At 72.4% G+C, this 25,911-nt stretch carries 27 protein-coding genes and 1 pseudogene; 17 read left to right on the forward strand and 11 right to left on the reverse strand.

Features of this window, described 5'->3' with window-relative positions; translation table 11 throughout:
* Window positions 1–4: 4 nt before the first annotated feature.
* Both DK427_RS25960 and DK427_RS02940 read right to left on the reverse strand, forming a co-directional pair.
* A complete protein-coding gene (locus tag DK427_RS25960) occupies window positions 5–169 on the reverse strand; it encodes a hypothetical protein (protein WP_162559644.1) in 165 nt (54 codons plus the stop codon).
* Window positions 170–357: 188 nt separating this feature from the next.
* Complete coding sequence (locus DK427_RS02940) at window positions 358–660, reverse strand: hypothetical protein (protein WP_109949956.1); 303 nt, start codon at window positions 658–660, stop codon at window positions 358–360.
* 172 nt (window positions 661–832) lie between these two features.
* Here DK427_RS02940 and DK427_RS02945 point away from each other — a divergent pair, with 172 nt between their 5' ends.
* The 4 genes and pseudogenes from DK427_RS02945 to DK427_RS02960 all read left to right on the forward strand — a co-directional run bounded on the left by DK427_RS02945 (window position 833) and on the right by DK427_RS02960 (window position 4,237).
* Window positions 833–1,612, forward strand: coding sequence for an ABC transporter ATP-binding protein (locus tag DK427_RS02945; RefSeq protein ID WP_109949957.1), 780 nt, complete (start codon window positions 833–835; stop codon window positions 1,610–1,612).
* A 73-nt stretch (window positions 1,613–1,685) separates the two neighbouring features.
* Window positions 1,686–2,846 (forward strand): annotated as a pseudogene (gene puuE / locus DK427_RS02950) (allantoinase PuuE); the annotation flags it as partial.
* Between the two features lie 45 nt (window positions 2,847–2,891).
* Window positions 2,892–3,731, forward strand: a complete 840-nt coding sequence (locus DK427_RS02955; RefSeq protein ID WP_109949958.1) for a bifunctional allantoicase/(S)-ureidoglycine aminohydrolase — start codon at window positions 2,892–2,894, stop codon at window positions 3,729–3,731.
* Window positions 3,728–4,237 (forward strand): ureidoglycolate lyase, encoded by a 510-nt coding sequence (locus tag DK427_RS02960; RefSeq protein WP_109949959.1) that lies wholly within the window; start codon window positions 3,728–3,730, stop codon window positions 4,235–4,237. Before DK427_RS02955 ends, DK427_RS02960 begins: the two co-directional genes overlap by 4 nt.
* Window positions 4,238–4,243: 6 nt before the next feature.
* On the opposite strand, the gene DK427_RS02965 is transcribed toward DK427_RS02960, so the two are convergent.
* The gene (locus DK427_RS02965) at window positions 4,244–5,398 is read right to left on the reverse strand and encodes a GGDEF domain-containing protein (protein WP_109949960.1); all 1,155 of its coding nucleotides are present in this window, start codon (window positions 5,396–5,398) and stop codon (window positions 4,244–4,246) included.
* Window positions 5,399–5,676: 278 nt separating this feature from the next.
* Entirely contained in the window at window positions 5,677–6,066 is a 390-nt protein-coding gene (locus DK427_RS02970; RefSeq protein WP_109949961.1) for a winged helix-turn-helix domain-containing protein, read from the reverse strand.
* Between the two features lie 107 nt (window positions 6,067–6,173).
* Between DK427_RS02970 and modA the strand changes: the two genes are divergently transcribed.
* From modA to DK427_RS02990, 4 genes are all read left to right on the forward strand, one after another.
* Window positions 6,174–6,971 (forward strand): molybdate ABC transporter substrate-binding protein, encoded by a 798-nt coding sequence (gene modA / locus DK427_RS02975; RefSeq protein WP_109949962.1) that lies wholly within the window; start codon window positions 6,174–6,176, stop codon window positions 6,969–6,971.
* A 20-nt stretch (window positions 6,972–6,991) separates the two neighbouring features.
* The gene (gene modB, locus DK427_RS02980) at window positions 6,992–7,684 is read left to right on the forward strand and encodes a molybdate ABC transporter permease subunit (RefSeq protein WP_109953964.1); all 693 of its coding nucleotides are present in this window, start codon (window positions 6,992–6,994) and stop codon (window positions 7,682–7,684) included.
* Between the two features lie 30 nt (window positions 7,685–7,714).
* Complete coding sequence (gene modC / locus DK427_RS02985; protein ID WP_109949963.1) at window positions 7,715–8,827, forward strand: molybdenum ABC transporter ATP-binding protein; 1,113 nt, start codon at window positions 7,715–7,717, stop codon at window positions 8,825–8,827.
* 228 nt (window positions 8,828–9,055) lie between these two features.
* Window positions 9,056–10,525 carry a glycosyltransferase 87 family protein gene (locus DK427_RS02990; RefSeq protein WP_109949964.1) on the forward strand — a complete coding sequence of 490 codons (1,470 nt, stop codon included), beginning with the start codon at window positions 9,056–9,058 and terminating at the stop codon, window positions 10,523–10,525.
* A gap of 10 nt (window positions 10,526–10,535) precedes the next feature.
* Here the strand turns inward: DK427_RS02990 and DK427_RS02995 are convergent, their stop codons facing one another.
* A complete protein-coding gene (locus DK427_RS02995) occupies window positions 10,536–11,948 on the reverse strand; it encodes a cytochrome P450 (RefSeq protein WP_109949965.1) in 1,413 nt (470 codons plus the stop codon).
* A gap of 131 nt (window positions 11,949–12,079) precedes the next feature.
* On the opposite strand from DK427_RS02995, the gene fumC reads away from it, so the two are divergent.
* Genes fumC through DK427_RS03010 form a run of 3 tightly spaced genes read left to right on the forward strand, consistent with a single transcriptional unit; the run spans window position 12,080 to window position 13,973 of the window.
* Entirely contained in the window at window positions 12,080–13,489 is a 1,410-nt protein-coding gene (fumC, locus tag DK427_RS03000; RefSeq protein WP_109949966.1) for a class II fumarate hydratase, read from the forward strand.
* 59 nt (window positions 13,490–13,548) lie between these two features.
* Window positions 13,549–13,740 carry a DUF4169 family protein gene (locus DK427_RS03005; RefSeq protein ID WP_109953965.1) on the forward strand — a complete coding sequence of 64 codons (192 nt, stop codon included), beginning with the start codon at window positions 13,549–13,551 and terminating at the stop codon, window positions 13,738–13,740.
* The gene (locus DK427_RS03010) at window positions 13,737–13,973 is read left to right on the forward strand and encodes a ribbon-helix-helix domain-containing protein (RefSeq protein WP_281276974.1); all 237 of its coding nucleotides are present in this window, start codon (window positions 13,737–13,739) and stop codon (window positions 13,971–13,973) included. The genes DK427_RS03005 and DK427_RS03010 overlap by 4 nt, the downstream gene beginning before the upstream one ends.
* A 73-nt stretch (window positions 13,974–14,046) precedes the next feature.
* On the opposite strand, the gene DK427_RS03015 is transcribed toward DK427_RS03010, so the two are convergent.
* Both DK427_RS03015 and DK427_RS03020 read right to left on the reverse strand, forming a co-directional pair.
* Window positions 14,047–15,411: an ATP-binding response regulator gene (locus DK427_RS03015; protein ID WP_109949967.1), complete on the reverse strand. Its 1,365-nt coding sequence runs from the start codon at window positions 15,409–15,411 to the stop codon at window positions 14,047–14,049.
* Window positions 15,412–15,418: 7 nt separating this feature from the next.
* Complete coding sequence (locus tag DK427_RS03020) at window positions 15,419–16,561, reverse strand: FIST signal transduction protein (protein ID WP_204165253.1); 1,143 nt, start codon at window positions 16,559–16,561, stop codon at window positions 15,419–15,421.
* A 263-nt stretch (window positions 16,562–16,824) separates the two neighbouring features.
* Between DK427_RS03020 and DK427_RS03025 the strand changes: the two genes are divergently transcribed.
* From DK427_RS03025 to DK427_RS03040, 4 genes are all read left to right on the forward strand, one after another.
* Window positions 16,825–17,484 (forward strand): response regulator, encoded by a 660-nt coding sequence (locus DK427_RS03025; RefSeq protein ID WP_109949969.1) that lies wholly within the window; start codon window positions 16,825–16,827, stop codon window positions 17,482–17,484.
* A gap of 180 nt (window positions 17,485–17,664) precedes the next feature.
* Window positions 17,665–18,234: a DUF2087 domain-containing protein gene (locus DK427_RS03030; protein WP_245930778.1), complete on the forward strand. Its 570-nt coding sequence runs from the start codon at window positions 17,665–17,667 to the stop codon at window positions 18,232–18,234.
* A gap of 201 nt (window positions 18,235–18,435) precedes the next feature.
* Window positions 18,436–19,104: a transglutaminase-like cysteine peptidase gene (locus DK427_RS03035; protein WP_109949971.1), complete on the forward strand. Its 669-nt coding sequence runs from the start codon at window positions 18,436–18,438 to the stop codon at window positions 19,102–19,104.
* A gap of 146 nt (window positions 19,105–19,250) precedes the next feature.
* The gene (locus tag DK427_RS03040; RefSeq protein WP_109949972.1) at window positions 19,251–19,562 is read left to right on the forward strand and encodes a hypothetical protein; all 312 of its coding nucleotides are present in this window, start codon (window positions 19,251–19,253) and stop codon (window positions 19,560–19,562) included.
* 69 nt (window positions 19,563–19,631) lie between these two features.
* Here the strand turns inward: DK427_RS03040 and DK427_RS03045 are convergent, their stop codons facing one another.
* The 4 genes from DK427_RS03045 to DK427_RS03060 all read right to left on the reverse strand — a co-directional run bounded on the left by DK427_RS03045 (window position 19,632) and on the right by DK427_RS03060 (window position 23,781).
* Entirely contained in the window at window positions 19,632–20,156 is a 525-nt protein-coding gene (locus DK427_RS03045; protein ID WP_109949973.1) for a Ros/MucR family transcriptional regulator, read from the reverse strand.
* Window positions 20,157–20,739: 583 nt separating this feature from the next.
* Window positions 20,740–21,876 (reverse strand): ABC transporter permease, encoded by a 1,137-nt coding sequence (locus DK427_RS03050; RefSeq protein ID WP_109949974.1) that lies wholly within the window; start codon window positions 21,874–21,876, stop codon window positions 20,740–20,742.
* Window positions 21,877–22,024: 148 nt separating this feature from the next.
* Window positions 22,025–22,543 carry a DUF4112 domain-containing protein gene (locus DK427_RS03055; RefSeq protein ID WP_109949975.1) on the reverse strand — a complete coding sequence of 173 codons (519 nt, stop codon included), beginning with the start codon at window positions 22,541–22,543 and terminating at the stop codon, window positions 22,025–22,027.
* A gap of 71 nt (window positions 22,544–22,614) precedes the next feature.
* On the reverse strand, window positions 22,615–23,781 hold the full coding sequence (locus tag DK427_RS03060; RefSeq protein WP_109949976.1) for an aminotransferase: 1,167 nt from the start codon (window positions 23,779–23,781) through the stop codon (window positions 22,615–22,617).
* Window positions 23,782–24,129: 348 nt separating this feature from the next.
* Here DK427_RS03060 and DK427_RS26615 point away from each other — a divergent pair, with 348 nt between their 5' ends.
* Window positions 24,130–24,303 (forward strand): hypothetical protein, encoded by a 174-nt coding sequence (locus tag DK427_RS26615; RefSeq protein ID WP_204165254.1) that lies wholly within the window; start codon window positions 24,130–24,132, stop codon window positions 24,301–24,303.
* Window positions 24,304–24,438: 135 nt separating this feature from the next.
* Complete coding sequence (locus DK427_RS03065; protein ID WP_109949977.1) at window positions 24,439–25,797, forward strand: MdtA/MuxA family multidrug efflux RND transporter periplasmic adaptor subunit; 1,359 nt, start codon at window positions 24,439–24,441, stop codon at window positions 25,795–25,797.
* Window positions 25,798–25,911: the final 114 nt, after the last annotated feature.

Genomic DNA, 25,911 nt, shown 5'->3' on the forward strand with positions numbered 1-25,911 from the left:
TCCCTCAGTCGCGACCCTGGCGGGCGTCGGCGCGGCGCTCCGTCTCGCGCCCGCGCGCCTGCGGCTGCTCGACGGGCGGGAACAGCTTCGCCAGACCGTGCGCGACGCCGTGGAGGACGGGGTTGCGGCCGGGGCCGGACTGGGGCGGCTGCAGGTCGTTCTTTGACATCACGTTCGTGTTCCGCCGCAGGAAGCGTGGTTTCGCGCCGCATCGGGGAGGCGCGGGGTGAGGTGGCGGACGTCAATGCGCGCCGCGCGCCTTCGTTTCCGCCCCGGTCGCGAATTCCTGCGGAGACAATCTCCCGTGTCATCCCGGCTACAGCGGGCGAAGACTGTCGTTCGGTCTCGTCCGGCGGCTCACCCGCGCCGGCGCAGCACCACGCGGACCGGCGGGCCGGGGATCGGGCAGGCAACGGGCTGCACCGTCATCACGGCGGAGGACGGGCAGGCCGCCCGGCAGGCCAGCGCCGCGTCGATCTGGTCGCGCCCGCACCCTTCGGCGAAGCAGAAGCGGCCGAGATCCTCGCAGGTCGCGAGGAAGCGCCCGGTGATCGGGGCGGGGGCTGGGGTCAGGACGTGACGCTCGTGGGGATCGGCCGCCCGCGCCGCGGAGGGAGAGGTCGCCAGGAGCGCGAGGGCGATGAGACCGAAGCGTGCCAAGACCGTCCGCCGAATCGCTGCCCGAGTACCCGTCACCCTGTAGCATTGGCCGGAGCGGCCGGCCGTGCCATTCGGGCGACAGGCCGCACCGCTCGGGCGCCGCTGCCGCCGCCCGGGATGCCGGTCCGAGGCGGGCGCGCCGCGGCGAAGCCTTGAGAGAGCGTGAGGCCCCGTGCTCAGCATCGAGACCCTGTCGAAGACCTACGCGGACGGCACCCGGGCGCTGGCGGAGATCGATCTCGCGGTGCCGGCTGGGGAGATCGTCGCGCTGGTCGGCGGCTCGGGCTGCGGCAAGACCACCCTGCTGCGCCTGATCGCGGGGCTCGACCGGGCGAGCGCCGGCCGGGTGCGCCTGGACGACGAGGTGATCGGGGCGCCCCATCCGGGCGTCGGCCTCGTCTTCCAGGAGCCGCGCCTGCTGCCCTGGCTCGACGTCGCCGGCAATGTCGGCTTCGGCCTCGCCGACCTGCCGCGGGCCGAGCGGGCCTCCCGGGTCGGCCACGCGCTGGAGCGCGTCGGGCTCGCCGAGCACGCCCGGCGCTGGCCGCGGGAACTCTCGGGCGGGCAGCAGCAGCGGGTCTCCATCGCCCGTGCCTTCGTGGCGCATCCGCGGGTGCTGCTCCTCGACGAGCCGTTCTCGGCGCTCGACGCCTTCACCCGCCGCGACCTGCACGGCCACCTGCTCGCCCTCTGGTCGGAGACGCGGCCCACCATCCTCATCGTCACCCACGACGTCGGCGAGGCGGTGGCGCTCGCCGACCGGGCCGTGGTGATGCGCCCCAAGCCTGGCCGCCTCGACGAGACCGTGGGCCTGCCCCTGCCCCGCCCGCGCGACCCGGCCGATCCCCGGAGCGAGGCGGCGGTGCGGGCGATCCTGGCCGCCCTCGACCGCTCCCTGCGCCCGGGCGGCGCCCGCCCCGAGCCCGCCGCGCCCGGCGGGAACTGGTGGTAGCGGCTCCGCGGCGGGGCTATACCGCGCTTCCCGGCCGACCCTTCGACCGGGACGCCGACCGGGGACCTGGATGATGCGCTACGTGCGGGACATGCGCGGCTACGGGGCGAACCCGCCCGACCCGGACTGGCCGGGCGGCGCGCGCGTGGCCGTGCAGGTCGTCCTGAACTACGAGGAGGGTGGCGAGAACGCGATCCTGCACGGGGACGCGGCCTCCGAGGCCTTCCTCTCCGAGATCGTCTCGGCCGTGCCCTGGCCGGGCCTGCGCCACTGGAACATGGAATCCCTCTACGAGTACGGCGCGCGGGCCGGGTTCTGGCGCCTGCACCGGCTGCTGACCGGCCTGGAGATCCCGGTCACGGTCTACGGCGTCGCCACCGCCCTGGCGCGCTCGCCCGAGCAGGTCGCGGCGATGCAGGCGGCCGACTGGGAGATCGCCTCGCACGGCCTGCGCTGGATCGACTACCGGGCCCATTCGCCGGAGGACGAGCGCCGGGACATCGAGGCGGCGATCCGCCTGCACACGGAGGTGACGGGCGCGCGCCCGACCGGCTGGTACACCGGCCGCTCCTCGGCCGACACGGTGCGGCTCGTCGCCGAGGAGGGCGGCTTCGCCTACGTATCCGACACCTACGCCGACGACCTGCCCTACTGGCTCGACCATGACGGCCACGGGCGGCCGATCCGCCCGCAGTTGATCGTGCCCTACACCCTCGACGCCAACGACATGCGCTTCTCGACGCCGGCGGGCTTCGCCAACGGCGACCAGTTCCTCGGCTACCTGAAGGACACGTTCGACGCGCTCTACGCCGAGGGCGCGGCCGGCCGGCCGGGCATGATGAATATCGGCCTGCACTGCCGCCTCGTCGGGCGCCCGGGCCGGGCCCTGGCGCTCGCCCGCTTCCTCGACTACGTGCGCGGCCACGACGGGGTCTGGTTCGCCAAGCGCATCGACATCGCCCGCCACTGGCAGGCGCGCCACCCCTACGCGGCACCCGCGCTCCGGCCGTCGCGGATGGACCAAGAGAGCTTCGTCGCCCACTTCCGGGACGTGTTCGCGGGCGGCGCCTGGGTGGCCGAGCGCGCCTTCGCGCTGGAACTCGGCAGCGCCCACGACACCGCGCTCGGCCTGCACAACGCTCTCTGCCGCGCCTTCCGCGCCGGCTCCGAGGCGGAGCGCGCCGCGATCCTGACTGCCGGCCTCACCCCGCAGGCGGCCGAGGCGCAGGCGCTGCGGCGGCTGCGCGATATCCTGCCGGCCTGAGAGAGGATTTTTTCGATGACCGCCTCCCCCTACAACCCGCCCTGCGGCGGCCTTCCGCCCCAGACCGCGCTGATGACCGGCCGGGCCGTGTTCACCGAGGCCTACGCCGTCATCCCCAAGGGCGTGATGAGCGACATCGTCACCTCGGTCTTGCCCTTCTGGGAGGGCACGCGCGCCTGGATGCTGTCGCGCCCGCTCTCGGGCTTCTCCGAGACCTTCGCGCAGTACCTGATGGAGGTCGCCCCCGGCGGCGGCAGCGCGAGCCCCGAGCCCGACGGGCAAGCGCAAGGCGTGCTCTTCGTGGTGGAGGGGCGCCCAAGCCTGACGCTCGACGGGCACGAGCACGGCCTGCGCCCCGGCAGCTACGCCTATCTCGCGCCGGGCGCCGCGTGGTCCCTGCGCAACGCGGAGGGCGCGGCCGCCCGCTTCCACTGGATCCGCAAGGCCTACGAGCGGGTGCCGGGCATCGCGGCGCCCGAGAGCTTCGTCACCCACGAGAGCCGCGAGGATCCCGTCCCGATGCCGGGCACGGACGGCGCCTGGGCCACCACCCGCTTCGTCGCCTCCGACGACGTGCGCCACGACATGCACGTCAACATCGTCGCCATGCGCCCCGGCGCCTCGATCCCGTTCGAGGAGACGCACGTGATGGAGCACGGCCTGTTCGTTCTGGAGGGCAAGGCGGTCTACCGGCTCAACCGCGACTGGGTCGAGGTCGAGGCCGGCGACTTCATGTGGCTGCGCGCCTTCTGCCCGCAGGCCTGCTACGCGGGCGGCCCCGGCCCCTTTCGCTACCTGCTCTACAAGGACGTGAACCGCCACGCCGCCCTGAATCCCCGCGGGCTCGGCCGGTGAGCGGGCGGACCCTCGCGGCGCACCTCCTCACCGCGGAGGCCTTCCGGCCCTTCGGCACGGTGATCGACAAGGCCGCGGTTGCCCCGCGCCCGATGAATGCCGGCCGGGCGCGCCGCTTCCACGACCTCGCGGCGGTGCCGGTGCTGGGCGCGGAGAGCACCGTGGTGATCGGCCATGTCGAGGCTGAGCCCTACCCGGTGCCGCTGGTGTTCAGCCTCGTCGAGCGCCACCCCCTCGGCGCCCAGGCCTTCGTGCCGCTCGACGCCTCCCCCTTCCTCGTCGTGGTCTGCCCGGACGAGGGGGGCCGGCCGGGTCGGCCGCAGGCCTTCCTCACCGCGCCCGGCCAGGGCGTCTGCTACGATGCGGGCACGTGGCACGGGGTGCTGACCCCCATCGGCGCGGCCCAGGACTTCCTGGTGATCGACCGCGGCGGCCCGGGGGTGAACCTCGAGGAATACGTCTACGAGGAGCCCTGGACGGTCACGCTGCCGGAGGGGGGCGCCTGAGCCGGCTCAGGCCGCGGCCGCGACCTCGACGCGGTTCCGCCCCCGTGCCTTCGCCTGGTAGAGCGCGCGGTCGGCCGCCGAGAGCAGGCTCGCGAGGTCGGCGTGCGCCGGACCCGCCTCCGCCAGGCCCACGCTGACGGTCGCCGGGATGCCGGGCCCGTCGCGGTGGGCGACGGCCTCCGCGAAGAGGCGCGCGACGCCCTCGCCGATCTGTCGCGCCGTGCGCCCGCTCTGCCGTGGCAGGAGGGCCGCGAACTCCTCGCCTCCGAGGCGGGCCACCAGGGCGTCCGGGCCGGCCACGTCCCGGGCCACGCGGGCGAACAGGGCGAGCACCGCGTCGCCCGCCGCGTGCCCGTGATGGTCGTTGATGCGCTTGAAATGGTCGAGGTCGAAGGCGAGGAGCGCGACCGGCCGGTCCGCCACCCGCTCCGCGAGCATCCGCGCGCCCTGCTCGAAGAAGCCCTGACGGTTGGCCAGCCCGGTGAGGAAATCCGTGCGCGCCGCCGCAAGGAGCTGGGCCTGCGCCTCCTCGCGCACCAGCGCCAGGAAGGTCATCGGCATGGCGACGGAGTAGAGCACCGCCTCGTACATCGTGACCTTGGCGAAGACCGGCAGCAGGCCCGGCCCGTAGCGCTCGGCGAGGACGGGCGCCACCAGCCCGCGCAGGAGGTAGAACAGGCCGTGCCCGGCCGAGACCGCGACCGCGACCGGCCGCGAGCGCAGGCCCCGGATCGTGCGGCTGCGCAGGAGCGTCCAGGCGGTCAGGCCGCAGGCGAGCGCGATCGGCAGCGCGGCGACGTGGTTCCAGAACGCCGCCTCGAAGCGCCAGCCCGCGACCGCCCAGAGGAGGGCGAGCGCGGCGAGCGCCGCCGCCGAGCCCCGGAAGCGGGCCGGACCGTCGAGGCGGGCCGCTCCGTGCAGCACCATCAGGTAGCCCAGCACCATCAGGAGGTTCGTGAGCGCCGCGCCGGTCGCACCGGGCAGCAGGCCGCGGTTCATCGCGACCACGCAGCCGAAGGCGAAGACCGCGCAGGCCCCCCCCCAGGTCCCGAGCTCGCGCGCGCGCCGGGGATGGGCCTGCCGCTCCCACAGCGTCAGCGCCGCCGAGACGAGCAGCGTCCCGATGGTCAGGTACCAGAGCGTCGCGAGGTCGATCTGCATGCGGCTGGCTCCTGACCGGCCTGGCAGGCCTTAAGGATAGACGACCAAGCGTTTCCTTATGGTCCCGACTCTAGCGCGCGCATGGTTAAGAACCTGCTTCCGGGCTCCGCGACCCAACGATCGAGCGATGAAGCGAGCCGATCCGTCCGCGGATATTTCTATCTCTCTTCTCAAAATCATCGGATTGGCTCAAGGCATCTCACTTGGCGCGCGAATTCAATGTATGTTGCGCGAACGATGCGCGATCGAGGACTGATCGGCACATCGTTCGCCCGGACCTAGTATTCCTGCGCGATATCGGCTGGATTCTCTTGCGCCGGGTGGTCCCGGGGCGCATCGTCCGGACCGGACAGGCGCGCCAGGAAGGGGGCGGCCGCCCGCTCGGCCGCGCGCTCCAGCGCCCGGTAATCCGCCACGAGCCCGGCGCCGAAGGATGAGAGGCGGGCCCCGCCCCCGGCCCGGCCGCCCGCCTGGGCCTCGACCACCGGCCGGCCGAAGCCGGCGTTCAGCGCCTCGATCAGGGTCCAGGCGCGCCGGTAGGACATGCCGAGCGCCCGGCCGGCGGCCGAGATCGAGCCGTGCTCGGCTACCGCCTCCAGCAACCGAACCTTGCCGGGGCCGACCCGGTGACCGGGGCCGAGATCGATCCGGATGCTCAGACGGGTCATCGCCTCTTCCGCGCCGCCCCTGGTCGGGGCTATGTCCGGCTGTATATAGCGCGACGCCCGGGGCGCGGCATGCCCGCCGGATCGCTTCGGATCGAGGACGGATCTCCATGCGCACGCTCACCCGCAGCGGCTTCCTGGCCGCCCTCGTCGCCTCTGCCCTGCTGGGAGCGGGACCGGCCTGGGCGGCCGAGCCCGTCACGGTCTTCGCGGCAGCCAGCCTGAAGAACGCGCTCGACGACATCGCGGGCGCCTACGCCAGGGAGGGCAAGCCGGCGCCGCGGGTCTCCTACGCGGCCTCGAACACGCTGGCCAAGCAGATCGAGCAGGGCGCGCCCGCCGACCTGTTCTTCTCCGCCGACCTCGACTGGATGGACTACCTCGCCAAGCAGAACCTCATCCGGCCCGACACGCGCGTGAGCTTGCTCGCCAACAGCATCGTGCTGATCGCCCCGAAGGATGCGAGGACCGAGGTGCGGATGGGGCCGGGCCTCGACCTCGCGGCGGCCCTGGGCTCGGGACGGCTCGCCATGGGCAACGTCGAGGCGGTGCCCGCCGGCAAGTACGGCAAGGCGGCCCTGGAGAAGCTCGGCGCCTGGGCGGGCGTGAAGGACCGGGTGGCGCAAGCGGAGAGCGTGCGCGCGGCGCTGCTCCTGGTCTCCCGCGGCGAGGCGCCGCTCGGCATCGTCTACGCCACCGACGCCGCCGCCGACGCCAACGTGCGGATCGTCGCGACCTTCCCGGCCGACAGCCACCCGCCGATCGTCTACCCGGTGGCGATCACCAAGGACTCGGCCAATCCCGACGCGGCGGCCCTGCTCGCCTACCTGCGCGGGCCCGCCGCCAAGGCGGCCTTCGAGAAGCAGGGCTTCACGGTGCTGAACCGCGCGACCACCGCGGCCCAGTGACCGATACCGTGACCGCTGCGGTGACGGGCTGGCTGACACCCGAGGAGTGGCAGGCCCTGCGCCTCAGCTTGCTGGTGGCGACCACCGGCACGCTAGCGAGCCTGCCGCTCGGCCTCGGCGTGGCCTACCTGCTCGCGCGGGGCCGGTTCTGGGGCCGGACGCTCCTCGACATGGCCGTGCACCTGCCCCTGGTGCTGCCACCGGTGGTGACCGGTTACCTGCTGCTCCTCGCCTTCGGACGGCGCGGGCCGGTGGGCAGCGTGCTCGCCGAGTTCGGCATCGTGTTCGCGTTCCGCTGGACAGGCGCGGCGCTCGCCTGCGCGGTGATGGGCTTTCCGCTGCTGGTGCGGGCGATCCGCCTGTCGATCGAGGCGGTGGACGGCAAGCTCGAACAGGCGGCCGCGACCCTCGGGGCGAACCCGGTGCAGGTCTTCGCCCGGGTGACCCTGCCGCTGATCCTGCCCGGCATCCTGGCGGGCCTCGTGCTCTGCTTCGCCAAGGCGATGGGCGAGTTCGGCGCTACCATCACCTTCGTGTCGAACATCCCCGGCGAGACCCAGACCCTGCCGTCGGCCATCTACACCCTGACCCAGGTGCCGGGCGGCGAGGCCGGGGCGATGCGCCTAACCCTGATCTCGATCGCCGTCTCGATGGCAGCGCTCGTCCTCTCGGAGCTGCTCGCCCGCGGCGTCGCCCGCCGGCTCGCGGCGTGAGCGGGGCTCACCCATGAGTGGGGCTCAGCCATGAGCGGGCTGTCCGTCGCGGTCGCGCACCGGCAGGGCGCCTTCCGGCTCGACGCCGCCTTCGAGGCGGAGAGCGGCGTCACGGCCCTGTTCGGGCGCTCCGGCTCGGGCAAGACCACGCTCATCGACGTCGTCGCCGGGCTGGTGCGCCCCGAGCGGGCCCGCGTGACCCTCGACGGCGAGACGCTGGTGGACACGGAGACGGGACGCTTCGTGCCGCCGCACCGCCGCCGCGTCGGCTACGTCTTCCAGGAGAGCCGGCTGTTCCCGCATCTCGACGTGCGCGGCAACCTGCTGTTCGGGCGCCGGCTCGCCCGCGGCACCGACGGGATCGGCTTCGACGACGTGGTGGGACTCCTCGGCATCGGCCACCTCCTCGCGCGCCGCCCGGCAGGGCTCTCCGGCGGCGAGCGGCAGCGGGTGGCGATCGGCCGGGCGCTGCTGGCCCGGCCCCGCCTGCTCCTGATGGACGAGCCGCTGGCGGCGCTGGACGAGGCCCGCAAGGCCGAGATCCTGCCCTTCCTCGAGCGCCTGCGCGATCGCGGAGGCGTGCCGATCCTCTACGTCTCGCACGCCCTGCCCGAGGTCGTGCGGCTCGCCGACCGGGTCGTGGTGCTGGAGGCGGGCCGGGTCGTCGCGAGCGGCCCCGTGGACGCGGTGAGCGCGCGCCTCGACGTGGGACCGCTGCGCGCCGCCCGCGAGGCCGGCGCGGTGCTCGCCGCCACCGTGGAGGCGCACGATCCCGCCTTCGCGCTGACGCGGCTCGCGACGGCGGCGGGGCCCCTCCATGTACCGCTCCTCGACCGGGGCGTGGGCGCGCCCGTGCGCATCCTCGTCTCGGCCCGCGACGTGACCCTCAGCCTCGCCCGGCCCGAGGGCACGAGCGCGCTCAACGTGCTGGCCGGCACGGTCGCGGAGATCGGCGCCGCCGCGCCCGGCGACCCCGGCACGGAGGTCCGCCTCGATTGCGGCGGCGCGGCCCTTGTGGTGCGCCTGACCCGCCGTTCCCTCGCCGAGATGGGTCTCGGCCCCGGTCTTCCGGTCTTCGCTGCGGTGAAGAGCATCGCGCTGGTGGAGGGCCCGGCTCGCTGCGCCGCGCCGCCGGGGGCCTGAGCCGCCCGCGCGGGAGGCCAACCCGATCGGGCGCGTCCGTATCCCTCCCCCGAACAGACTACGCCCGGATAGACGGTGGCGGCGGCCCCGCGCCGCGATAAGCCTCGTGCGCCGAGGTGTTTTTGGCGGTCGGGCATCTTGGCGGTCAGACGTCCTGGCGGTCCGGCGGGCAGCACGGACCCGACAGGACCGGCCGACGCCCGCCGTTCAGGGAGCCGGATCAGCCCCATGTCAGCGACCCCGCCAGCGGCCTCTCCGGCCCTCGCCGCCCCGCCCGTCCCGCGCGCCGCTCCGGCCCCCGACGCGCGGCGGAGCCTGTGGGGCGTCCTCGCTCTGAGCCTGCTGCTCGGCCTGGTGCTCAGCGCAGCGGGCGTCGCGCTCAAGGAGCGGGTCGTGCGCGCGCTGCCGGCCGCCCACGAGGCGGTCGCGCCACCCTCCGGCATCCGCACCTTCCTCGACGATGCGATCGATTCGTGGAAGCCGATGAAGCTGGCGCTGCGCATCCACGAGAGCCCGGCCGGCGACCGCCTCTGGGAGACCCTGCGGGAGTTCCAGGTTTCCGGCGCCACCGGGGCGGCGGGCGACCTGTCTGATTTCACCGAGACCAAGAAGTTCCAGTACCCGCTGACCAGCCTGCTGCCGATCGCGGCTCTGGAAGACGCGGGCCTCGGAAGCATCCGCAGCCTCAACACGATCAACCTGGCGGCCTTCGGCATCGCCGCCGCGGCTGTGGCCCTGCTGGCAGTGCTCCGCTTGCCCGCGGGCGGGCGGGCGGGCGCCCTGGTGGTGGGGGTGACGGCGCTCGCCTTCGCGCTCGCCTTCTACCCGGATTTCTACGCCCTGCGGAACGGCAACATCCAGCTCTGGATCAACGCCCTCTTCGCGCTCGCCTGCCTCGCCTGGCTCGGCGGCAGCACCGCCGCCGCGGGCGCGCTGATCGCGCTCGCCGCGATGATCAAGCCGCAGCTCGGGGCGCTGCTGCTCTGGGCCGTGCTGTGGCGCAACTGGTCCTTCTGCGCGGGCTTCCTCTGCGTCGCCGTGCCGGCCGCGCTCGCGGCGGTCGCGGTCTTCGGGCTGCACAACAACCTCGCCTATCTGGAGGTGATGAGCACCATGTCGCGGCTGGGCGAGCGGCTCTACGCCAACGAGTCGATCAACGGCATCGCCCACCGGCTCGCCGACGGCGGCGTCGAGGGTGTGCTGACCCGCGACGCGGACTACTACGCGCCTTATTACCGCAGCGTGCACCTGGCGACGCTGGCAGGGGGCAGCCTCCTCACGGCGCTGGCGTTGCTCCCGGCCTGGCTGCGCCGGGGCACGCCCGCCACGCTCGCGGATTTCGCGCTCGCCTCGATCTGCTTCACGATCGCCTCGCCGATCGTCTGGCCCTTCCACTACGGCACGCTGCTGCCGGTCTACGTCATTGCCCTGGCGGTGCTGCTCGACCGGCCGCGGGACGGCTGGAGCGTGCCGCTCCTCTGGATGCTCGGCGCCTCGTGGGTCCTGGCGGCGAGCTACATGCCCTTTCTGCGGCTCCTGTACGAGCGGCCGTGGAACCTCGCGGGCAACCCGCATTTCTTCGCGGCGCTGCTGCTGATCGCGGTGCTCGTGCAGGGCGCAGGCCTGTTGCGGCGGGGTGCGGCCCCGGCCCGTGGGCGCCCGGACCTCGTCGGCGGCTCCGTCTTGGCAGGCAGCTAGCCGGGGCGGGTCAGGCGGCGGCGGCGCGCCGGACCGCCTCCATGCGCAGGCCCTGGCCCGGCCGCACCGTCACCCGCTGCACGGGTGTGACCGGCGGATGGGCGGCCGGCAGGGCGAGGCGGACCGCCCGCACCATGTGGGCCAGCACGATCACCGCCTCCTGCAGCGAGAAGCTCTGGCCGATGCAGACGCGCGGCCCCGCCCCGAAGGGCAGGTAGGCGAAGCGTGGGATCGCCGCGCGGGCCTCGCCCAGGAAGCGCTCCGGCACGAAGGCGTCGGGGTCGTCCCAGAGGCCGCGGTGGCGGTGGAGCACGTAGGGCGACACCATCACCAGCGAGCCGCGCGGCACCTTCACCCGGCCGAGCCGGTCCTCCTTCAGCGCCTGCCGGCTGATGATGGCGGCGGGCGGGAACAGCCGCAGCGCCTCCTCGATCACGGCCTTTGCGTAGGGCAGGCGCTCGGCGGCGAAGTTGCCCTCCGGGTCGGCGGCAGCGTCCACCTCCGCCTCCAGGCGGGCGAGCGCGGCCTCGTCCTGCGACAGGCAGTAGAGCGCCCAGGTCAGGGCGTTGGCAGTGGTCTCGTGGCCGGCGGCGATGAAGGTGACGATGTTGGCCTTCACCGTGAGGTCGTCGAGCCCCTGGCCCGTCTCGGGGTCCTGCGCGGCGAGCAGCAGGGTCAGCAGGTCCTCCGGCGCTTCGCCCCGCGCCATCACGGCGCGGCGGTGCTCAATCAGCCCGTCCACCACCTCGGCGAAGTAGCGCAAGGCCGGCCGCGCCCTGATGCGCCCGAGCCGCGGCACGAAGGCGGGCACGCCGAACACGTCGAGCGGATCGACCGGTCCGACCGATTCGAGGAAGCGCGTGATGGCGCGGGCCAAGGCGTCCGGGTCGTTCTGCGGCCCATGGGTGAAGATCGTCCGCTCCAGCACGTCGAGGGTGACGCGGGCCATCTCCTGGCCGACGTCGATCTGGCTGCCGGCCCGCCGCACGAGGCGCCGGGCAAGCCGCGCGCCGGCCGCGTTCATCGCCGCCTCGAAGCCCCGCACCGTGCGGGCGGAGAAGAGGGGGGCGAGCGTGCGCCGCTGGAGCCGCCAGTCGTCGCCTTCGGCGGTCAGCAGGCCCTCGCCGAGGCCCGGCGCCAGCACGCGCCGCTGCAGGTCGTCCTTGCGGTAGGCACCCGCGTTCTCGACCAGGAAGTGGCGGATCAGGCTGGGCTCGCTCACCACCGTGACGCGCCCGAGCACGCCCTCGCCCGCCACCAGCGGCAGAGTGAAGTGGTCCTCCATCCAGGTGGTGAGCGGGTTGGCGCGGGCGGCCCGCAGGAACTCGAACAGGCCCATCGGCGTGCGCCGCGGACGGGGCACCTCGGGGCGGAAGCGGGTCGGCGCGGCCGTCTCCGGCAGGGTCTCGGCGGTCGTCGGCATGGTGTCCCGTTGGGCTTCCGGGGGCGCGGCGACAGCCCGCGCGGATTGTCAGGAGGCCTGCGCGGCAGGTTCGCGTTTCGGCCCGGCCTTCGCTAAGTAGGTCCCGCACTGCACCAGACGTAGAGGCCACGATGTCGCCCACCGAGACCGCCACCCGCACGGAATCCGACACGTTCGGCCCGATCGAGGTTCCGGCCCACCGGTACTGGGGCGCGCAGACGCAGCGCTCGATCCAGAACTTCAAGATCGGCACCGAGCACATGCCCGCGCCGCTCGTGCACGCGCTCGGCATCGTCAAGCAGGCCGCCGCCCTGGTGAACAAGGATCTGGGCGCGCTCGAGCCGAAGATCGCCGACGCGATCGCTGCCTCCGCCGCCGAGGTGGTGGCCGGCCAGCACGACGACGAGTTCCCGCTGGTCGTCTGGCAGACGGGCTCGGGCACGCAGTCCAACATGAACGCCAACGAGGTGATCGCGAGCCTCGCCAATGAGCGCCTGGGTGGCCAGCGCGGCGGCAAGTCGCCCGTTCACCCGAACGACCATTGCAACCGCGGCCAGTCCTCGAACGACACCTTCCCGACCGCGATGCACATCGCGGTGGCCCGCGAGATCCAGGAGCGGCTGCTGCCCGCCCTCTCGCACCTGCACGGCGCGCTCGACGCCAAGGCGAAGGCCTTCGAGAGCATCGTCAAGATCGGCCGCACCCACCTGCAGGACGCGACGCCCGTCTCGCTCGGCCAGGAATTCTCCGGCTACGTCGCCCAGGTCGCGCTCGGCGGCTCGCGCGTCGCGGCGACCCTTCCGGGCGTGCTGGCGCTGGCGCAGGGCGGCACCGCGGTCGGCACCGGCCTCAACGCGCATCCCGAATTCGCGGAGAAGTTCGCCGCCAAGGTCGCGGAGCTGACAGGGCTGCCCTTCACCTCGGCGGCCAACAAGTTCGAGGCGCTGGCCACCCACGACGCGCTGGTCTTCACGCAAGGGGCGCTCTCGGCGCTCGCCGCCGGCCTGTTCAAGATCGCCCAGGACATCCGCTTCCTGGGCTCGGGCCCGCGCTCGGGACTGGGCGAGCTGTCGCTCCCTGAGAACGAGCCCGGCTCCTCGATCATGCCCGGCAAGGTCAACCCGACCCAGTGCGAGGCGCTGACGATGGTCTGCGCCCAGGTGATCGGCAACGGCACAACCGTGTCGTTCGCCGGCTCACAGGGCAATTTCGAGCTCAACGTGTTCAAGCCGGTGATCGCCAACGCGGTGCTGCAATCGGTGCGGCTGCTCGCGGACGCCGCGGTGAGCTTCGCCGACAACTGCGTCGTCGGCATCAAGGCCAACGAGGACAAGATCAGTGACCTGATGAGCCGCTCGCTGATGCTGGTGACCGCGCTCGCGCCCTCGATCGGCTACGACAAGGCGGCCGAGATCGCCAAGACCGCGCACAAGAACGGCACGACCCTCAAGGAGGAGGCGCTGCGCCTCGGCTACGTGACCGACGAGGAGTTCGAGCGCGTGGTACGGCCCGAGACCATGCTGGCGCCCAGCGCCGAGTGAGCGGCCGGCCGGCGCAGGGATCTGTCCCGCGCCGGCCCGAGATCCGGGAGGCGGTGACGATGGCCGAGATCATCAACCTGCGTCAGGTCCGCAAGGCGCGGGAGAAGGCGGAGAAGGACACCCGGGCCGCCGAGAACCGCGCGGCCTTCGGCCGCCCGAAGAAGCAGAAGACCCTTCAGGAGAAGCGCAAGGCGCTGGAGGAGACCCGCCACGAAGGGCATCGTCTGGAACGGGACGACCCGCCGGCGTGAGCGGCATCCGCAAGCGCTCGGTGATGATCGCGGGCCACCCGACCAGCGTCTCCCTGGAGGAACCGTTCTGGGAGGCCCTGCGCGAGATCGCGGGTGCCCGCGGCCAGTCGGTCCAGGCGCTGATCGGCGCGATCGACGCGGAACGCGGGGCGCAGAACCTGTCCTCGGCAATCCGGGTCCACGTGCTCGCCGCCGTGCGGGCGCCGGGTGGGGCGGAGGCGGGGTCCGGCTGATCACGTCAAGGCGCGCACTCTCCCTCCCCCCTTGCGGAGGAGGGAGAGGCTGCCTGCAGCGGCCAGGATGCCCTCACGCCAGCATGTAGGTCAGCAGCGAGCGCAGCTGCGCCGGCTTCACGGGCTTGCGCATCAACTCCACGTCGAGGAGGTCCGCCCGCGCCTCGATCTCCGGCGCGTGGTCCGCGGTGGTCAGGATCACCGGCAGCGGCGCGGGGCAGACGGCGCGCAGATACGCGGCGACGTCGAGGCCGCAGGCGCCGTCATCGAGATGGTAGTCGAGGACGAGGATGTCGGGATCGGGGAGGCCGGCGGCGAGCGCGGCCTGAACGCCGGCGAGGTCGCGGAAGGCCGAGACCTCGGCGTCCCAGTTCTGCAGGAGGCGGCGCAGGGCCTCGGCCGTAGAGGCGTCGTTCTCCACGATGAGCACGTGCGCGCCCGACAGGCGCGTGGCGACCGGCGCTGGCGCGGGCGGCGCCTCCACCGGCAGGGTGCTCGGCGGCAGCGTCAGCGAGACCCGGGTGCCGTGGCCGGGCCGCGAGGCGAGGTCGAGCGGGTGGCCGAGGGCGGCTGCCATGCGGCGCACGATCGAGAGGCCGAGGCCGAGACCCGGCTCGCCCTGCACCTCCGGACCGCTGCCCTTGCCGCCGCCGCGGTAGAACTCGTCGAAGACGAGCGTCCGCTCCTCGGCGCCGATGCCGCAGCCGGTATCGATCACGTCGATGCGGATGCCTTCGCCGCGGGGCCGGGCGACGAGCAGCACGCCGCCGGAGGCCGTGTAGCGCACCGCGTTCGAGACGAGGTTCTGCAGGATGCGCCGCAGCAGCACGCCGTCGCTCGCCACCGCGACGTCCGGGCAGCGCACCGCGAGCCGCAGACCCTTGCGCTCGGCGAAGGGCCGGAAACTCTCGGCCAACTCCGCCAGGAGGTCGGGCAGAGCGAGGGCCCGCACCTCCGGCCGGACGATGCCCGCATCGAGCTTCGAGATGTCGAGGAGCGTCTTGATCAGGTCCTCGATCGTCTGGAGACCGCGCTCGACCTGGCCCGCGATGGCGCCGGCCTCGGGCGCGAGCGGCAGGTCGGCCAGCGCCGAGAGCGAGAGCCGGGCGGCGTTGAGCGGCTGGAGCAGATCGTGGCCGGCGGCGGCGAGGAAGCGGGTCTTCGACCGGTTGGCGGTCTCGGCCTCCTCCTTGGCGGCCACCAGCGCCGCGTTCGAGCGCTCCAGTTCCCGCATCAGCCCGGTCAGCGCCTCGGTGCGGCTGCGGACCCGGCCCTCCAGGGTGATGGCGGTCTGGAACAGCGCGTAGGCGCCGCCCTGCTGGTCGGTCGAGCGCTCGACATGGGCCATGAGCGCCGCGTTGATGCGCTCCAGCTTGGCCACCCGGCGGCGCAGCTCGGCCTCGGTCTCGGGACCCGGCTCGCCGGCATGGGCGTTCATCGGGCCCTCATTCCGCTCGCCGGCCGATGGCGATGCCCGTGAAGGTCTGGTTGAGGTGCATCGCCCGGTACTGCTCGCCGAAGGTCTCGAACCCGACCACGTTGAAGCGGCGGTAGAGGTCGGCGATGCCCTGGCGCACCTGCCGGCTCTCGGCGTCGAGCCGGCGCAGCACGCACTCGAAGCCGATGATCAGGTCGATGCCGCCGAGCGCGTGGTCGAGCCGGGCCAGCTCGTCGCGCGTCGCCGCCACGATGTCGCGGGGCTCGGCCAGCGTCAGGACCACGCCCTCGTCGATGGCGCAGAAGAAGCTCAGGGAGCCGTCCGGGTTGAGCCGCCGGATCGAGCGGCAGAAATACTCGCCGCCGACCTTCACGGCGAGCGGGTAGGCGGCAAAGCTCATCGGCGAGAGCCCCTCCGGGTCGAGCCCGACCGCCATGGCGTATTCCCGCGCGGCGGGCTCGGCGTTCAGCTCGTGCACGATGCGCCGCTCGCCGTCCGAGGCGGTGACGACGAATTTCTTCTCCGTCGGCTCGAAATTGTCGCTCTTGAAGATCTGAACGGGGAAGTCGGTCTCGACCAGGATCAGTGCCGCGGCGCGCCGGTGGATACGCCCGCCATGCAGCACCACGGCGTCCCGGAAGGTGAGGTCGTCGCCCGCCGAGCCGCCGACGAGGGGAATGCCGTCCAGCGCCCAGGCGATGCCCGAGACCACCGTCTCCTCGGCGTTGGCGAGCCCGTCGATCAGCGAGAGGGCGAAGCAGCGCTCCGGCACCGTCTCGCCGTGCGGGTTGAGGCTGCGGCGCAGCGCCCGGACAGTCGAGGCCGTGCGCTCGACGTCGAGGTCGTCGATCCCGTCGAGCAGCGTCGAGACGATGCGGAAGCCCTGGTCCGGGAAGGCGATCGCCACGAGACCGCGGTCGAGCCCGCCCTCGGGGCAGATGTTGCCGGAGGTGGTGCAGCCGGCGATCGCCACGCCCGGCAGCTCGGCCTCGAGCGCGCGCAGCAGGGTCTCGGGATCGTAGTGGGGCGAGAAGAACAGGACGATCTGCACCATGCCGGGGCCGACCGCCCGGGCGATCTCGGCCGCGGCCGTCCGGGGCGACACGGCCTCGGTCCAGGCCGTCCTGATGCCGCACAGATGCGCGCGCATCCGCGTTCCCTGTCCCACGTCTCCGCCCCCGCTCGATCAGCGCGGCGGGCATCTTCTGCCCGTTCTCCCGGCAGTGAGCCCTGCAGAGAGTATGTCGTGCGCGATCGATGCGTGCAACGGCGCGGGTCCCGGCAGCAAAGCTCGTCGCATCTCCGCCCAATGGCCAATTCGGCCGCCATTGTCCGGCCCGCACGCATCATGGACAATGGCGGCCGGCCCAACCTCCATGGTGCGGGAGGCCCGAGCGCGGTGGGAGCGCGCCCATGCAGCTGCTGATCGTCGACGACCACCCCCTGTTCCGCGACGCGCTGGCCGGCGCCATCCGGCTCGCCTACTCGGACGCGGTGCTGCACGAGGCGGACGGGATCGCGGCGGCGGCCGCGCGGCTCGCCGAGGAGCGCGGCATCGACCTCGTTCTGCTCGACCTCTCGATGCAGGGGGTCAGCGGCTTCGACGGGCTCGTCACCCTGCGCACCCGTTTCCCTCGGGTGCCGATCCTCATCGTCTCGGGCCACGAGGACCCGCGCATCATGCGCGAGGCGCTCCAGCACGGCGCGGCGGGCTTCGTGCCGAAGGCGGTCGACAAGGCAACGCTGACGCGCGCGATCAGCGACGTCTTGAGCGGCGCCCTCGTGATCCCGCCGGGCCTCGCCGAGGCGCCGGCCACGGCCGCGAAGTCGCGCAAGGCGCCGCTGCCCGAGCGCATCGCCCGGCTGACGCCCCAGCAGTTGCGGGTGCTGATGATGATCCGCCAGGGCAAGCTCAACAAGCAGATCGCCCACGAGCTGCAGGTCGGCGACTCGACCGTGAAGGCCCATGTCTCCGAGATCCTGCGCAAGCTCGAAGTGATCAGCCGGACGCAGATCGTGATCGACACGGCCGCGCTCGACTTCGAGCAGATCCACAACGCGCCGGTGGGTTAGGCCCGGCGGATCAGGATCGCGGGCCGGCGCGTTGCCGGCCCCTGCGCCGCGTGATAGGTATTTCGTCACGGTCGGCAGACACCGAGGCGTCGCTGTCCCGCACGGGAAGCTAAACCTGCCATCCACCGACGGCCCCGACCGGTCCATCCCTGCCGCGTCGTCAAGCCAGCGACCGACGACATGATCCGCGGCATCCGAGGATGCGACATGTCGAGACACACCATCCCGCTCACGGCGGACGACCTCTCCCGCTTCACCCGCGCCTTGGCGCAGCAAATGACGGCCGCGCCGCCTCCGCACGGGCATTTGAGCCTGATGAACATGCTGGCGCGGGCGGCGGGCTTTCGCAACGTCCAGCACCTGCGAGCCGCCCATTTAGCCCGGGCACGCCTTGAGGCGGCGCCCCCGCCGGAGACGGCCGATCACCGTCTGGTCGAGCGGGCCCTGTTCCAGTTCGACGCTGCCGGGCTGTTGCTCCGTTGGCCGTCGCGCCGGCCGGTGCAGGAACTCTGCCTCTGGGCGCGCCTGCCGCCGGCCACCGTGCTGGACGAGCGCGCGGTTAGCGCCCTGTTGCGGCGGGAGCACCGCTTCGAGGATCCGGCCATTCTTCGCCGGAGCCTCACCGGAATGAAGCTGGTGGCGCGCAGCCGGGACGGGTCGGCCTATCGGCGGCAGGAGCGCCGCCCGCCGGCCGAGGCGCGCGAACTCGTCCGGATCCTGAGTCAGCGGCGTGGCTCCGATGCCTCCTGAGCGGCGGGCCGGGAACGCCACGCGGGCACCCGGCGTTCTCGCGCCCCCCGAAGGTCCGGCGCGGCTCCGGGGACAGATCCGGCAGACTATCCCGCCCCGACTTGCCCACAGTGTTAACCTTTTGTTAAGGCGCCGATTGCCGTGCGGCCGGGCCCGTGCGAGCTTTCGTTAACGAGAGCTTAACGGGTTGGATCAAAAGCCATGCGGTTCGCGGTTTCGAAGCGGCGGGATGTGGCGACGGCCCGGGGGCGCGGCACCCGCGCGGGCTTCCTGGCGGCAGGTCTCGCCCTGGCTCTCGCCGCGGCACCCGCCGCCGCCCAGACCTTCGCGGCGCTTCCGAGCGTCCCCAGCACCGCCGAGCCGACCGGCGCGGCCAAGCCGATCGCCGCGTGGGTGACGTTCTGCCAGGCCTACGGGGCCGAGTGCGCGGTGGACCGGAACGAGCCGGCCCGGATCAGCCTGACGCCGGCCCTGTGGTCGACGATCGTCGCGGTCAACAAGCGCGTGAACAAGAGCGTGCGGGCGATGACCGACCAGGATCACCTGGGCACGCCCGACCGCTGGGATCTGGCCGAGGACGGCATCGGCGACTGCGAGGACTTCCAGCTCCTCAAGCGCCACCTGCTGGCCGCCGCCGGCCTGCCCAAGCGCGCCATGCGGATGACGGTCGTGATCGACGAGAAGGGCGAGGGCCATGCCGTGCTCACCCTGATCACCGACCGCGGCGACCTCGTGCTCGACAACAAGACCAGCCAGATCCTGCCCTGGCACCGCACCGGCTACGTCTTCGTCAAGCGCGAGAGCCAGGACGCCACAGCGTGGGTCTCCCTCGGCGGCGTCTCCTCGCCGGTCACCACGGCGAACCGCTGATCCTCGGACCCGAGGCAGATCCCCGATCCGGCAGCTCCTCGATCCGGCAGCTCCTCGATCCGGGACGGGTCGGCGGAACGAACGGTTAGCGGGATCTTAAGGCTTCGCGCGCGAAACTGCCGCTTAACCTGAGCGGCGCCTTCACCATGATCCGATCCCTCTGCCTCGCCGGATCCCTCATGCTCTGCCTCGCGGGTGCGGCCGAGGCCGGCGAGGCCGGCCGGCACTACGCGTCCTGGCGCGGCTGCCTCGACCGGAACTTCGCGCTGCAGGCGGCGCTGACCAGCCCCTCGCTCGCCGCGGACGCGGCCCTGCGGATCTGCCGGGAGACGGAGACCGCCTATCTGGCGGCGCTGGCGGCCTCGCCGATGGTGGATGCGGACGAGGCGGACCAGGCGCGTCCGGCCCTCGTGGCGCGGGCGCGCGGCTGGCTGCTCGGCCGCCGCGCCTCCCTCTGAGACGGTGCCGCGCACGAACCCCTGACGAACGGGTCGCGGCGCGGGATCACCCGTGCGCGGCGCGAATCCTCAGGCGACCTCGGCCGGCTTGCGCGAGCGACCCTTGGACCCGGTCGTCCCCCCTTTGCGGCGGGTGCGGACGGGCTCCGGCTCGGGCTCCGGCTCGCCCGGCGCCACGGCGCGGCCCGGCTGACCGAGCCCGAGGCTCTTGGCGAGCGCGGAGCGCTGGGCGGAATAATTCGCCGAAGTGGTCGGATAATCCGCCGGCAGGCCGTAGCGCTCGCGGTAGCTCTGCGGATCGAGGCCGTGCTTGGTGAGATGGCGCTTGAGCGTCTTGTACGACTTGCCGTCGATGAAGCTGATCAGCCCGTCCGGACGGATCGACTTGCGGATCTGGGCCGGGCTCGGCTTCTCGACCGTTTCGACCTCCGGCTTGGTCGTCCCGGCCGCGATCGCGTTCAAAACTTCGTGCACGCTGGCGATCAGGGCCGGCAGCTCTGTCGTGGGGATGGAGTTGTTCGAGACATAGGCGGCGACGACATCGACGGTGTTCTCAATGTAGCTCGCTTGCGATGGTGCTGCGGTATCCGACATGCGTGCGTCCCTCGTGCAATACCCCTTCACAGGGGCCCCAGTGCAACGAGTTATGTTATTTGCCCAGGAAGGCAAGATTCAAATGATATTTCCTTGTGATTAGACACGATATTGTCGAGCAACATACCGACCGAGCTTCCGGCGGTCCGCTTGAGTTTACGTGCGACGCCCAGCTTCCAGGCCCCACATTCAAGCGAATGCTAACCGTACAGGAGAGCCCTGCTTTTCACTCTCGGCAAGATTGTTAAGTCCTTGCTCGCGTTCGCTGTTGCGGCAGGAACGGTCCCATCCGGCGGGCCTCGCCGGGCGAAGACAGGTTCGAATCGAGATCCTGCACGACCTCGTCGGGGGCATTGCTGTCGAAGCGGCGACCGGCCACGGGGCGGGACTGCCCTGAAACGGGAATACCACGGCGGCGACCAGCCCGGGCGGGCGAGGAGCACCTCAGGACGATCGTGCGCCGCCCACTCGATCGCGTCGGGCGGCGCCAGGTACGCCTCCCGATCCGGCTTTAGGACGGGACGAGCGCGCTCCGGTCGAGCAAGTGGATCGGCCGGAGGCGCTCCCGCTCAGAAGGTCTTGCTCAGGAGAAGGTCTTGCGGGGGTCGAAGGCGTCGCGCACCGCCTCGCCCGCGAAGACGAGCAGGCTCAGCATCGCGGCGATGACGAAGAAGGCGGTGAGCCCCAGCCAGAGGGCGTTGAGGTTGTCCTTGCCCTGCGCGAGCAGTTCGCCGAGCGAGGGGGAGCCCGGCGGCAGGCCGAAGCCCAGGAAGTCGAGGGAGGTCAGCGTGGTGATCGAGCCGTTCAGGATGAAGGGCAGGAAGGTCAGCGTCGCCACCATGGCGTTCGGCAGGAGGTGCACCCTCATGATGCGCAGGTTGGAGAGGCCGAGCGCGCGGGCGGCGCGCACGTACTCGAAGTTGCGCGCCCGCAGGAACTCGGCCCGTACCACGCTGACCAGCGCCACCCAGGAGAATAGCAGCATGATGCCGAGCAGCACGAAGAAGCCCGGCGCGATGAAAGCCGAGATGATGATGATCAGGTAGAGGGTCGGGATGCCGCCCCAGATCTCGATGAAGCGCTGGAAGCTCAAGTCCACCCAGCCGCCGAAATAGCCCTGCACCGCGCCCGCGATCACGCCGATGACCGAGGAGACGGCCGCCAGGATCAGCCCGAACAGCACCGAGATGCGGAAGCCGTAGATCACGCGCGCCAGCACGTCGCGGGTGGTGTTGTCGGTGCCGAGCCAGTGCCAGGGGATGTCGGCGCAGGTGCTGCCGCCGCGGGCCTCGGCCGCCGCCTTGCACTGGGCGTCCGTCAGCATCCAGGTCGGGGGCGAGGGGGACGGGGTCGGCAGGTCGGTGTTGATGGTGTTGTAGGAGAACGGGATCGGCGGCCAGAGCGCCCAGCCGTTCTCGGCGATTTCCCGGGCGATCTCGGGCGAGCGGTAATCCGTCTGCGCCAGGAAGCCGCCGAACTTCTCTTCCGGATAGTCCACGAAGACCGGCGTCAGCCACTCGCCCTTGTAGGAGACGAGGATCGGCCGGTCGTTGGCGATGAGTTCGGCGAACAGGCTGACGACGAACAGGGCTGTGAAGATCAGGAAGGACCAGTAGCCCAGCCGGTTGCCGCGGAAGTTGCGCAGGCGCCGCCGGTTGAGGGGCGAGAGGAAGCCGTGCCGGGCGGGGGCGGCGGGCGGCTCGGCCGGCGGCCCATCCAGGGGCTCGTCGCCCCCGGCCGCAGGATCGCCGGCTGGGCGCCGGGCATCGGGGCGGAAATCGGGGCGGCGGGCGCCCCGGCCTCGGCAGCGCGGGCGGAATCGGGCCGGGTGTGTTCGTTCAACGGCTCCGCCCCTCCTCGCGGAGGGCTCAGCCGTCGAGCCGGACGGCCGTGCCCTCGATCTCGTTCGGGCGCAGTTTGCCGCTGCGCTCCAGCCAGCGGCGCAGCAGGCGCACGTTGCGCCGGTTGGCCTTGAAGGCCGCGTCGAACAGGTCGCCGGCCAGCGGCACCACGCCGACCGCGCCGTCGAAGGCGACGTTCAGCGCCATGCGGCCGATCAGCCAGCGCGGGGCGCCGAGACGCCTCGCCTCGTAGACGATGTAGGACGAGATCGCCATGCCGGCGATGTCGCCGATGATCGGCACGAGGCCGATCACCGCCTCGACGCCGACCCGCCGGTTGATGCCGGGGATCAGGAAGGCCGAGTCGAGGAGGTGGGCCAGGGCCTCCAGCCGCACGAGGCTCGCCTCGGGCGAGGTGTCGCCCAGCGTGAGCCGGCCGGCGCTGGTCCGGAAGGCGCCCTGGAATGTGCCCTGTCCTGCATCGCCGCGCGGGCCCTGTGCCCGGGGCTTGCCCTGGGTGAAGTCCTTGGCCTTGATGAAGTCCATCGCGGGAATCCGGGTCGCGCTCATGAGCCTGGATGTGGCCCCGTCCCCGCGGCCCCGCAAGGATGCCGCCCCTAGGCGGCGCCCGCCAGGGCGCCGGCCATCCGCTCCAGCGCCCTGTCGAGGGTGGCGTCGGACTTGGCGAAGCAGAGGCGCACGAGGCTGCGCACCGACCCGTCGGGGTAGAAGGCGCTCACGGGGATCGCCGCCACGCCGTGGCGCCGCACCAGATCCTCGCAGAAGACGACGTCGTCGGCATGGCCGAGCGCCCCGATATCGACGTTGAGGAACCACGTCGCCCCGGCCGGCAGCACGGGATAGCCGATGGCGGCGAGCCCCGCCGCCAGCCGGTCGCGGGAGCGGGCGTAGCCGGCGCGCATCGCCTGGAAGGTGGCGTCCTCCTTCGCGAGCCCATGGGCCACCGCCACCTGCAGGTTCGGCGGCGTGGTGAAGGTGAGGAACTGGTGTGCCTTGGCGAGCACCCGCATCAGGGCGGCGTCCGCCATGACGAAGCCGACCTTCCAGCCGGTGAGCGAGAAGATCTTGCCGGCCGAGCCGATCTTCACGGTGCGCTCGCGCATGCCCGGCAGGCCCATCAGCGGCACGTGCGCGGCACCGTCGAAGACCACGTGCTCCCAGACCTCGTCGCAGACCGCCGTGACGTCGTGGCGGCGGCAGAACCCGGCGAGCATTTCGAGGTCGTCCCGGCCGAACAGCGTGGCGCTAGGGTTGAGCGGGTTGTTGAGGAGGACGACCCGGGTGCGCGCGCTGAACACGGCCGCGAGCGCATCTTCGTCGAGGCGGAAGCCCGGCGGCCGAAGGTTCACGATCCGCGGCACGCCGCCCGCGCGCCGCACCAGCGGCAGGTAGGCGTCGTACATCGGCGCGAACAGCACCACCTCGTCGCCGGGCTGCACGAGCGCGAGGAGCGCCCCGGCGAGCGCCTCGGTGGCGCCGGAGGTCACCATCACCTCGGTCGCCGGATCGAGGTCGAGCCCCTGGTGGCGGGCGTAGTGGGCGGCGACCGCCTGGCGGAGCGCGGGCAGCCCCATCATCGGCGGGTACTGGTTGTCGCCCGTGACGAGCGCGCGGGCGCCGATCTCCCGGAGGTCGGCGGGGCCGGGATCGTCCGGGAAGCCCTGGCCGAGATTGACCGCGCCGTGCGCGCGGGCGAGCGCCGACATGGTCTCGAAGACGGTGGTCGGCAGGTCGGCGAAGACGGGGTTGGCGGGGCGGCTCATCGGGGGCTGGGCGGCGACAGGGGGCTGGTGGCCATATCACGGGCGCCGCGTGGCCGGGAGCCACTGGCGCGGACGACGGCGGGTGCAGAGCCGGAGGTGCGCCACCGCACGTTGCACGGCCCCGGCGAGGCATCGCGAGCTGACGATTGTTGACTTTCATCAGTCGTGAGCCAATTCTCCTGACACACGGCTGGGACGGCGCTTCGCGGGGCGGGACTTTGCCCCCTCGTCCAGCCTCGTTGAAGCGCCGCTCCGGTCGTGGATAGGGCCGCCAATCCGTTGGCGGCCCTTTTCGCGTCCGCGGCCGATCCGGGATACAAGCGGCGGACACGATCGAAGCGGACGCCGATGCGGACCTGCCTGCTCCTCGCCCTCGCGACCGGCCTCGCAGGTCTCGCCCTGCGGCTCGCCCTGCCGGTGACGCCGGCCGATGCCTCCTTCCGCGAGGTGGTGCGCCACTACGGCGCGGATCGGCCGCCGGGCGAATCCGGCAACATGCGCGAAACGTCCGGGCCCTACTGACACCGCATTGGGCCGGCACCACCTGTGTGGTGGTGCCTCGCGCGCCATGATGGGCGCGACGACGGATCCGCCGCGACGCGCGGAACGGGGGAGAGCGGCCGGGTCGGGCCGCGGGATGCAGAGTTCTCACAGGGCATGAACGAGAGTTCACCGATCCGCACCGACCGGGCGCGGGCCTTCCAGCCGGAGGCGCCCGCACTCCCCACGCGGCGACGCGTCCGCCCGCTGCGCTGGATGCTCGTGCTCCTGGCGCTGCTGGGTCTCGGCGCGATCGGCCACCGCTGGTACGAGGCGCGGCAGGCGAAGCCTGAGGGCGAGGTTGCGGCGACTTCGGGCCGCGGCGGTGGGCGCGGTGCGCGCGGCAGCCACGACATGCCCCAGGCGGTCGGCATCGCCGCGGTGACGACCGGCGACGTTCCGGTGGTGCTCCAGGGCCTCGGCACGGTGACGCCGCTCGCCACCGTGACCATGCGCTCGCAGATCAGCGGCTATCTCACCGAGATCGGGTTCCGCGAGGGCCAGATGGTGAAGCGGGGCGACTACCTCGCCCAGATCGACTCGCGTCCCTACGAGGCGCTGCTCGCCCAGTACCAGGGCCAGCTCGCCCGCGATCAGGCGCTGTTGCAGAACTCGCGGCTCGACCTCGATCGCTTCCGGCGCCTGTCGCAGCAGGACTCGATCTCGAAGCAGAACGTCGACACACAGGGCGCTCTGGTGAAGCAGAACGAGGGCACGGTCGCGGCCGACCAGGCGCTCGTCGATCAGCAGAAGCTCAACATCACCTACACCCGCATCGTCTCGCCGGTGGACGGACGCGTCGGCCTGCGTCAGGTCGATGTCGGCAACTACGTCACGGCGGGCTCGACCGCGATCGTGGTGGTGACGCAGCTCCACCCGATCTCGGTGGTGTTCACCCTGCCGGAGGACGACGTCGCCCGGGTGATGCGACAGGTGCGGGCCGGCGCCAAGCTGACTGTCCGGGCCTACGACCGGGGCGACGCCCACGAGATCGCGAGCGGTGCTCTCGACACGGTCGACAACCAGATCGACGTGACAACCGGCACGGTGAAGCTGCGCGCCCTGTTCCAGAACGACGACGAGGCGCTGTTCCCGAACCAGTTCGTGAACGCCAAGCTGACCGTCGAGACCGTGAAGGACGCGGCCCTGGTGCCGAACGCCGCGCTGCTCCAGGGTACGCCCGGCACCTACGTCTACCTGATGGACGGGGACAACAAGGTCACGGTCCGTCCGATCAAGACCGGCGAGACGGACGGCACCCGGACCGTGGTGCTGTCGGGCCTGAAGCCCGGCGACCGGGTGGTCACGGACGGCACCGACCGCCTCCGCGAGGGCGCGCCCGTGCGGGTGACGAGCGGCGCGACGGCGCAGTCCAGTGAGCCGGGCAGCGCGGCCGACGCGGCGCCAGCCCAGACGCCCGCCGCGGGTCCGAGTGAGAGCGGAGAGCGCCGGGGCCGTCGGCGGCAGGCGCAGTGAGCGGCGCCATGCACGGGCTGCCCTTCACGGCTGTGTTCCCCTCTCCCCGCCGTGCGGGGAGAGGGCTTCATGCCCCCTCGTCGGGGCATGAAGCGAGCCTGCGTATCGATCCCG

This window comes from Methylobacterium radiodurans, assembly GCF_003173735.1.
GTDB classification, from domain to species: Bacteria; Pseudomonadota; Alphaproteobacteria; order Rhizobiales; family Beijerinckiaceae; genus Methylobacterium; species Methylobacterium radiodurans.